The sequence below is a fragment of the Actinosynnema sp. NPDC059335 genome, from assembly GCF_042752395.1.
Lineage (GTDB): Bacteria > Actinomycetota > Actinomycetes > Mycobacteriales > Pseudonocardiaceae > Actinosynnema.
Genome location: NZ_JBHYXZ010000244.1, coordinates 1 through 8,611, shown reverse-complemented (window position 1 = coordinate 8,611; position 8,611 = coordinate 1). Strand labels below are relative to the sequence as shown.

Annotated in this window: 7 protein-coding genes; 4 read left to right on the top strand and 3 right to left on the bottom strand. The window is 71.8% G+C overall.

Annotated features, from left to right (window positions below; genetic code table 11):
• Positions 1-131 precede the first annotated feature (131 nt).
• Positions 132-959 carry an ATP-grasp domain-containing protein gene (locus tag ACFXGA_RS38390; RefSeq protein WP_378097530.1) on the top strand — a complete coding sequence of 276 codons (828 nt, stop codon included), beginning with the start codon at positions 132-134 and terminating at the stop codon, positions 957-959.
• Between the two features lie 118 nt (positions 960-1,077).
• Here the strand turns inward: ACFXGA_RS38390 and ACFXGA_RS38385 are convergent, their stop codons facing one another.
• The 3 genes from ACFXGA_RS38385 to ACFXGA_RS38375 form a co-directional block, all read right to left on the bottom strand.
• Positions 1,078-2,673, bottom strand: a complete 1,596-nt coding sequence (locus ACFXGA_RS38385; RefSeq protein WP_378097527.1) for a cellulase family glycosylhydrolase — start codon at positions 2,671-2,673, stop codon at positions 1,078-1,080.
• Positions 2,674-2,773: 100 nt separating this feature from the next.
• Entirely contained in the window at positions 2,774-3,394 is a 621-nt protein-coding gene (locus tag ACFXGA_RS38380) for an alpha-ketoglutarate-dependent dioxygenase AlkB (protein WP_378097524.1), read from the bottom strand.
• Positions 3,395-3,470: 76 nt separating this feature from the next.
• Positions 3,471-3,638 (bottom strand): hypothetical protein, encoded by a 168-nt coding sequence (locus tag ACFXGA_RS38375; RefSeq protein ID WP_378097522.1) that lies wholly within the window; start codon positions 3,636-3,638, stop codon positions 3,471-3,473.
• 150 nt (positions 3,639-3,788) lie between these two features.
• On the opposite strand from ACFXGA_RS38375, the gene icmF reads away from it, so the two are divergent.
• From icmF to ACFXGA_RS38360, 3 genes are all read left to right on the top strand, one after another.
• Positions 3,789-7,028 (top strand): fused isobutyryl-CoA mutase/GTPase IcmF, encoded by a 3,240-nt coding sequence (gene icmF / locus ACFXGA_RS38370; RefSeq protein WP_378097519.1) that lies wholly within the window; start codon positions 3,789-3,791, stop codon positions 7,026-7,028.
• A gap of 61 nt (positions 7,029-7,089) precedes the next feature.
• Positions 7,090-7,896: an MBL fold metallo-hydrolase gene (locus ACFXGA_RS38365; protein WP_378097517.1), complete on the top strand. Its 807-nt coding sequence runs from the start codon at positions 7,090-7,092 to the stop codon at positions 7,894-7,896.
• Positions 7,897-8,183: 287 nt separating this feature from the next.
• Positions 8,184-8,519 carry a hypothetical protein gene (locus ACFXGA_RS38360; protein WP_378097514.1) on the top strand — a complete coding sequence of 112 codons (336 nt, stop codon included), beginning with the start codon at positions 8,184-8,186 and terminating at the stop codon, positions 8,517-8,519.
• Positions 8,520-8,611 lie beyond the last annotated feature (92 nt).

Genomic DNA, 8,611 nt, shown 5'->3' with positions numbered 1-8,611 from the left:
CGCTCCCGGTCCGCCTCGGGTCCGTCCTCGGGTAACCCACCCGGGCGGGCCCCGCGGCGGCGGCGCCGCGCCGCCGCCCCGGTCGGGGTAATCCGCTGGCGGGAGCGGTGCCGGCCGATCACGATGACGGCATGATGCTGCTGGTGCCGGCGGACCCGCTCCGCCACACCCGACCGGACCCGCACTTCGCGCCGGAGGCCGCCGCCGCCCGCGGCGCCGGGCACCGGGTCGCGCTGGTCGACCACGACGCGCTGGCCCGCGGCGAGGCCGAGCGCGCGGTCGCCAGGGTGCCCGCCGACGACGACGTGGTCTACCGGGGCTGGATGCTCCGCTCGGAGCACTACGCCGGGTTCGCCGACGCCCTCGCCGACCGCGGGGCCGTGCTGCGGACCACCGCCGACCAGTACCGCGCCGCCCACGAGCTGCCCGGCTGGTACGACGACTTCAAGGACCTCACGCCGGAGTCGGTCTGGACCGACGGCTTCGACCGGGACGGGTTCGAGCGGGCGCGGGAACGCCTGCACGCCGGGCCGGCCGTCCTGCGCGACTACACCAAGTCGGTCAAGCACCACTGGCACGAGGCCGCCTACATCCCGGACCTGGCCGACGCCGACGCCGCGTGGCGGGTCGCCCGCCGGTTCACCGAGCTGCGGGACGACGACGCGACGGGCGGCTTCGTGCTGCGCCGCTTCGAGCCGTTCACCTCGACCGAGGTCCGGACGTGGTGGGTGGACGGCGCGTGCGCGCTCATCGGCCCGCACCCGGACACGCCCAACGACGTGCCGGACGCGCCGGACCTGACCGCCGTCGGGCCGCTGGTGCGGCACCTGCGGTTCGTGACGGTCGACCTGGCCCGCCGCGAGGACGGCGAGTGGCGGGTGGTGGAGCTGGGCGACGGCCAGGTGAGCGACCGCCCCGCCACCACGGCCGCGGACACGATGGTCGCCATCCTGCGGTAGGCCCCCCGGATCGCCCGTCCGACCGTCGCTCCGCCGCGACCTCCGGTGGGAGGGGAGGGCCGTGGCCGGCGGCCACGGCCCTCCCGGGTCGGTCACGCGCGGGTGGTCCCGCCCGGCGTCACCCGGTGCAGGCGGAACCGGCCAGCGTCACGCCGGTCGGCGTGCCCGCCGTGCCGTTCGCGGTGAACCCGAGGGACACCGACGCGCCCGCGCCCAGCGACGGCGCGTAGGACGGCGCGGTCACGGTCACCGTCGTCCCGCTCTGGGTGAACGTGCCGTTCCACCCGCTGGCGATGGTCACGCCCGCCGGCACGGTGAACACGACCTTCCACGGGTTGACCGCGGCGGCGCCGGTGTTGGTGACGGTCAGCGAGCCCTGGAAACCGCCCTGCCACGCGTTGTCCTGCCGCCACGCGACCTTGCACGCGCCCGTGCCGCCACCGTTCGACGTGGTCGTCGTCGTGGTCGTGGTGGTCGTGGTCGTCGTCCCGCCACCGGTCGGCGGGATCAGGTACGGCTGGAGGATCGACTGCTTGGCCTGGTTCACCGTGGTCCAGTCGTCGCCCACGATGCCGCCCGTGTCACCCGAGTTCGGGTTCCAGGACCAGTAGGTGAAGGAGATGCCGCCGACGCCCTTGCCGGTGTAGGCCATCAGGTTCTCCAGCCACACCTTGTCCTTCGGGTTGGCCAGCGTCGAGCCGAACTCGCCGATCATCAGCGGCGCGGTGTTGTTCTTGTAGAGGTAGCCCCAGTACTTGTCCCAGATGGCGGGCAGGTTCGCCGGGAAGTCCGGCGCGGTGAACCACTTCTGCTCGAACACCGAGGTCGCGTACTCGTGCGGCGAGTAGACCAGCCGGTTCGCCACGTTCAGGCGCACCGGGTACTCGCCCGCCTTGGACAGGTTGCCGCCCCACCAGCCGCAGTCCTCGTCGTTGGACGGGTCGTTGTCCCAGGTGTCCGACAGGCCGCCGCTGGGGCAGCTCACGCCCTCGACGAAGATCAGCCAGTTCGGCTGCACGGACAGGATCGCGTTGCCCGCCCGCTCGGCGGCCAGCCGCCAGTCGCGCTCCACGACGCCGCAGCCCCAGCACGCGCCGGTGGCGTTGGGGTTGGTGCCCTCGGCGTGCGGCTCGTTGTGCAGGTCGGCGCCGATCACCGTGGTGTTGCCCGCGTACCGCTGGGCCAGCATCTTCCAGTCGTTGATCCAGGTGCTCTCCGGCACGGTCGCGGTGTACCAGAGGGCGGACTGGCCGGCGCTGGTCGGGCGGTGCCGGTCGAGGATGACCCGCATCCCCTTCTGCCCCGCGTAGTCGATGACCTTGTCCAGGATCTGCAACGGCGACAGCCCGACCAGGTCGGGGTTGACGTAGTCGTTGACGCCCGACGCCGTCGCGCCCGGCTTGAGCGCGTCGTTGGAGAAGGGGATGCGCAGGGTGTTGTAGCCCAGCGACGCCATCTGGTCGAGCTGCTGCTTCCACGTCCGGTTGGACCACAGCCCGTGGAAGGTCTTGTTGTCGGTCTCCATGCCGAACCAGTTGATGCCGGTCAGCCGGACCGTCGCGCCGGTGCTGTCGACGATCTTGTTGCCCGCGGTGTGCAGGTAACCACCGGCCGGGGCCGCCGTGACCTGTCCCGCCGTGCCGATCGCGACGGCGCCGCCGACGGCCAAGGCGGCCGTCAGAAGGGCGCCGAGGATCGATCTCCGTTGCCGCATACCGCTCTCCTTTGAGGATGTTCGCAACGCGTTCTGGGAGCGCTCCCAGACGGAGAGTAGTGACGGCGGTCGGGTTGGACAAGGAGCAAATTCGAGCTGGTCAGCGGACTCCGCGCGGTCTGAATTGGACACTGATGCGGGGTCCGACCGCTTTGCCCGCTTTCGGCACGGCGTGTTCCCACGTGCGCTGGCACGAGCCGCCCATCACGATCAGGTCGCCGTGCCCCAGCGCGTACCGCACGGTCGCGCCGCCCCCGCCGCGCGGTCGCAGGGCCAGCGCGCGCGGCGTGCCCACGGACACGATCGCCACCATGGTGTCCTCGGTCGACCCTCGCCCGATCGTGTCGCCGTGCCAGGCCACGGAGTCCCGGCCGTCGCGGTAGTAGCACAGGCCGGCGGTCCGGAACGGCTCGCCCAGCTCCTCGCCGTACCAGGCGCTCAGCTCGTCACGGGCCCGCGTGAGCACGGGGTCGGGCAGCGGCGCGCCCTCGCCGTAGAAGCAGAGCAGGCGCGGCACGTCCACCACGCGCTCGTACATCTGCCTGCGCTCGGCCCGCCAGGGCACCTCGGCGGCCAGTCGCCGGAAGAGCGCGTCCGCGCCCGTCAGCCAGCCGGGCAGCACGTCGATCCACGCGCCGTCCCCGAGCACGGTCCGCCGCACGCCGGCCAGCGGGCGCAGCGAGGGCGCCTGCGCCCCGTCATCGAACAACGACACCTGCATGGGCGCAGCATAATTTGCGGTCGAACGCATGTTCGACCGCAACGATCTCTATAGCTTCAGTGTTAACTGAAAATAATCAGGCATCCGGCTCGGGCTTGCGCCGTCGGCCGCCGGTCCGGACCTGCTTGGAGGTCTCGTCGGCGGGCTCGGTCTGCGGCTTCCCGGCCGCGGCCGCGTCGGCGGTGGCCGGGTGGTCGGCGAGCAGGATGGCGGCCAGCTCGTCGTAGATCGGTGTGCTGCTCATGGAAGATCCTCTACCCCGTTTGGACGGAAGTTACACCGGTGTATTCCCGGTCGCTCGGCCAGGGTGACCTGCCGCACAAGTCGTCGTACTTCCGATAGACGGATGTCCTAGTAATCTGGGGGCAGTTCCGCGCTGCCGAAGGAGCCAGTCGTGACCGCCGAACCCCTGCACACCCCGCTGCACCCGGTCCGCTTCGTGACGGCGGCGAGCCTGTTCGACGGGCACGACGCCGCGATCAACATCATGCGCCGGATCCTCCAGTCCCAGGGCGCGGAGGTGGTGCACCTCGGCCACAACCGGTCGGTGCGCGAGGTCGTCGCCGCGGCCGTGCAGGAGGACGTGCAGGGCATCGCGATCAGCGCCTACCAGGGCGGGCACGTCGAGTACTTCAGCTACCTGGTCGAGCTGCTGGCCGAGCGCGGCGCGGGGCACATCAAGGTCTTCGGCGGCGGTGGCGGCGTGATCGTGCCGGAGGAGATCGAGCTGCTGCACTCGCGCGGCGTGGCCCGGATCTTCTCCCCGGCCGACGGGCAGGAGCTGGGCCTCGCCCGCATGATCAACACGATGGTCCGGGCGTGCGACCACCCGCTGGCCGAGCGCCCGCCGTCGTCCTGGGACGGCCTGTTCGCCGGCAGCGAGGACGTGCTGGCCCGCGCCATCACGCTGATCGAGGCGGGCGCGCTGCCATCGGACGTGCACGACCGGGTCCGGCGTGCGGCGGGGGAGCGGCCGGTGCCGGTGCTGGGCATCACCGGGACGGGTGGTTCGGGCAAGTCGTCGCTGACCGACGAGCTGGTGCGCCGGTTCCGGCTGGACCAGCAGGACAAGCTGCGGGTCGCGGTGCTGGCCGTCGACCCGACCCGGCGGCGCGGCGGCGGCGCGCTGCTCGGCGACCGGATCCGGATGAACTGCCTGGACGGCGACCGGGTGTTCTTCCGCTCGCTGGCCACGCGCCGGGCGGGGTCGGAGGTGCCGGACGGCCTGGCCGACGCGATCACGGCCTGCAAGGCGGCCGGGTTCGACCTGGTGATCGTGGAGACGCCCGGCATCGGCCAGGGCGACGCGGCGATCGTGCCGTTCGTGGACTTCTCGCTGTACGTGATGACGCCGGAGTTCGGCGCCGCGTCGCAGCTCGAGAAGATCGACATGCTGGACTTCGCCGACGCGGTGGCGATCAACAAGTTCGAGCGGCGGGGCGCGGAGGACGCGCGGCGCGACGTGGCGCGCCAGCTGGTGCGCAACCGGGAGGCGTTCGGGGCGTCGTGGGAGGACATGCCGGTGTTCGGCACGTCGGCGGCGACGTTCAACGACGACGGCGTGACCGCGCTCTACCAGCACGTGCGCGACGAGCTGGGCAAGCGCGGGCTGGACGTGGCCGAGGGCTCGCTGCCGGCGGTGACGGGCAAGGTGTCCACGTCGGCGGCGACGGTGGTGCCGCCGACGCGGGTGCGGTACCTGGCCGAGATCGCCGAGACGGTGCGCGGCTACCACCGCGCCACCGAGACGCACGTGGACGCGGTGCGGCGGGTCGCGCACCTGCGGGCGGCGAAGGCGGAGCTGGAGGCGGCCGGGCACGACACCGGGGCGATCACGGCGGTGCTGGAGTCGGCGGAGGCGCGGGTCGACGCGGTGGCGGCGGAGCTGCTGGCGTCGTGGCCGGGGACGGTCGAGGCGTACAGCGGTGACGAGATGGTCGTCAAGGTGCGGGACAAGGAGATCCGCACCCGGTTGACCCGGAAGACGTTGTCGGGCAACGAGGTGCGGCGGGTGTCGCTGCCGCGCTACGAGGACGACGGCACGCTGCTGCGGTTCCTGCGCAAGGAGAACCTGCCCGGGCGCTTCCCGTACACGGCGGGGGTGTTCCCGTTCAAGCGGGACGGCGAGGACCCGGCGCGGATGTTCGCGGGCGAGGGTGACGCGTTCCGCACGAACCGCCGGTTCAAGTACCTGTCGCAGGGCTCGGAGGCGACCCGGCTGTCCACCGCGTTCGACTCGGTGACGCTGTACGGCCGCGACCCCGACACGCCGCCGGACGTCTACGGCAAGATCGGCACGTCCGGGGTGTCGATCGCGACGCTGGACGACATGAAGGCGCTGTACGCCGGGTTCGACCTGACCGCGCCGACCACCTCGGTGTCGATGACGATCAACGGGCCGGCGCCGACGATCCTGGCGTTCTTCCTGAACACGGTGATCGACCAGCAGGTCGACAAGTTCCGCGCGGAGCACGGCCGGGAGCCGTCGGAGGCGGAGGCGGCGGAGCTGCGGGCGTGGGCGCTGTCGACCGTGCGCGGGACCGTGCAGGCGGACATCCTCAAGGAGGACCAGGGGCAGAACACCTGCATCTTCTCCACCGAGTTCTCGCTGCGGATGATGGCCGACATCCAGGAGTGGTTCATCGAGCACGAGGTCCGCAACTTCTACTCGGTGTCCATCTCCGGCTACCACATCGCGGAAGCCGGGGCGAACCCGATCAGCCAGTTGGCGTTCACGCTGGCCAACGGGTTCACCTACGTCGAGTCGTACCTGGCGCGCGGGATGGCGGTGGACGACTTCGCGCCGAACCTGTCGTTCTTCTTCTCCAACGGCATGGACGCCGAGTACAGCGTGATCGGTCGGGTGGCGCGGCGGATCTGGGCCATCGCGATGCGCGAGCGGTACGGCGCGAACGAGCGGTCGCAGAAGTTCAAGTACCACGTGCAGACGTCCGGGCGGTCGCTGCACGCGCAGGAGATGGACTTCAACGACATCCGCACCACGTTGCAGGCGTTGTGCGCGCTGTACGACAACACGAACTCGTTGCACACCAACGCCTACGACGAGGCGATCACCACGCCGACCGAGTCGTCCGTGCGGCGGGCGATGGCGATCCAGCTCATCATCAACAAGGAGTGGGGCCTGTCGGCGAACGAGAACCCGTTGCAGGGCTCGTTCGTGATCGAGGAGCTGACCGACCTGGTCGAGGAGGCGGTGTTGGCCGAGTTCGACCGCCTGTCCGAGCGCGGCGGTGTGCTGGGCGCGATGGAGACGGGCTACCAGCGCGGCCGGATCCAGGACGAGTCGATGCTGTACGAGCAGCGCAAGCACGACGGCTCGCTGCCGCTGATCGGGGTGAACACGTTCCTGCCGGAGGGCGGCGAGCGGGAGCCGGTGTCGATCGAGCTGGCGCGGGCGACGGAGGAGGAGAAGCGCTCGCAGGTGGAGCGGACGCGCGCGTTCGCCGCCGCGCACGCGGCCGAGGCGGAGCCCGCGCTGCGGCGGCTGAAGGAGGCCGCAGCGTCGGGGGAGAACGTGTTCGCGGTGCTGATGGACGCGGCGCGGGTGTGCACGCTGGGGCAGATCACCGACGCGTTCTTCGAGGTGGGCGGGCAGTACCGGCGCAACGTCTGAGCTGTCGGGGGCGGCGGCCGGTCCGCGGGTTGAAGGGCGGCGGGTGGGTTATCCCGTCGCCATGACCGGGGACAACTCGCTGTTCTTCGTCGGCAACGCCACGACCGTGCTGCGGTTGGGGCCGTTCACGCTGCTGACCGACCCCAACTTCCTGCACCGGGGGCAGTGGACGCACATCGGGCAGGGTGTCGTGGCGCGGCGGCTGAAGGATCCGGCGGTCGGGATCGGCGCGTTGCCCCCGTTGGACGCGGTGGTGCTGTCGCACTTCCACGGCGACCACTTCGACCGGGTCGCGTCGCGCGGATTGGACCGGGACCTGCCGATCCTGACCACGCCGCACGCGGCGCGCAGGCTGGGGCGGCGGGGGTTCCGGGAGCCCGTGGCCCTGTCCACGTGGGAGGACCTGAGCCTGACCAAGGGCGGGGCGGGCGTGACCGTGACGGCGTTGCCCGGCCGGCACGCGCGGGGTCGGTTGGCGCGGTTGCTGCCGCCGGTCATGGGCAGCATGGTGGAGTACCGGGCGACGCCCGGGGCCGCGCCGCTGCGCCTGTACCTCAGCGGCGACACGCTGGTGCACGACGACCTGCGCGAGATCCGCGAGCGCTACCCGTCGATCGACGTCGCGGTGCTGCACCTGGGTGGCACGAAGGTGCTCGGCGTGCTGCTCACCATGGACGGCGCGCAGGGTGTGGACCTGCTGGAACTGCTGCGGCCGCGGCAGGCGGTGCCCGTGCACTACGACGACTACAGCGTGATGAAGTCGCCGCTCTCGGCCTTCACCGCCGAGGTGGAGCGCCGGGGTCCGCCGACCGCGATCGCCTACGTCGACCGCGGCCGGACGTTCACTCTTCCGGGGGAAGGTGCATAGCGCTGCCCGGTGTATCCGGGCGACCCTCCGCAACTCCTAGTGGGTGAGTCCCCGGGGAGCTGCAGGGGTGGTGAGGCCCGATGAGGTGGTTGAGCGGGTTTGCGGTCTTGCTCTGCGCGGTCGTCGTCGGTTGCGGCGGGATGCCGGGAACGCCCAAGGCCGAGCAGGGCACCACGGCCTCGACGGAGGAACCCGGCACGGCCTCGGGGTCACGACCCGGGACGTCCACCTCGGCGGAGCGGCCGGCCACGACGCCCCGCGGACCGGGGAGGACCGATCCGCCTGGGGTGCCCGGCAGCCCCATCAAGTATGACGCCAGCCGCATCGGCCAAGCGCCCGCGGACATGGAGGCGTACATCGAGGAGCAACTCGTGTCCCAGTGCGGCCGGGATGCGTGCGGGGTGCGGGTGGTCCCGCAGTTGCAGGGTGACCAGGGGTGCATCTCCAAGGTCGCGCCGAACCCCGTGCCCCGCGGCGGCACGGTCGTCATCTACCACGGTCCCGACTGCCCGGAACCGATCAGCGCCGTCCGGCCCGTCACCACGTCGACGACGACCACCACCACAACTACCACCACCCGACCCGCGCCCACCGCGCCCACCACGACCACGGGTAGCCGGTGATGGCCGCGACCCGCCGCACCACCGCCCCGCGGGCCGCGCCCGACCCGGACGTCCTCCCGAGCGGGCCGGGGCGGGCGTTGCGGGTGTTGGCC

Excerpts from the sequence above, each read along its gene's own strand:
- ACFXGA_RS38390 (WP_378097530.1), top strand. The coding sequence starts at position 132 with ATGATGCTGCTGGTGCCGGCGGACCCGCTCCGCCACACCCGACCGGAC.
- ACFXGA_RS38385 (WP_378097527.1), bottom strand. The coding sequence starts at position 2,673 with ATGCGGCAACGGAGATCGATCCTCGGCGCCCTTCTGACGGCCGCCTTG.
- ACFXGA_RS38380 (WP_378097524.1), bottom strand. The coding sequence starts at position 3,394 with ATGCAGGTGTCGTTGTTCGATGACGGGGCGCAGGCGCCCTCGCTGCGC.
- ACFXGA_RS38375 (WP_378097522.1), bottom strand. The coding sequence starts at position 3,638 with ATGAGCAGCACACCGATCTACGACGAGCTGGCCGCCATCCTGCTCGCC.
- ACFXGA_RS38365 (WP_378097517.1), top strand. The coding sequence starts at position 7,090 with ATGACCGGGGACAACTCGCTGTTCTTCGTCGGCAACGCCACGACCGTG.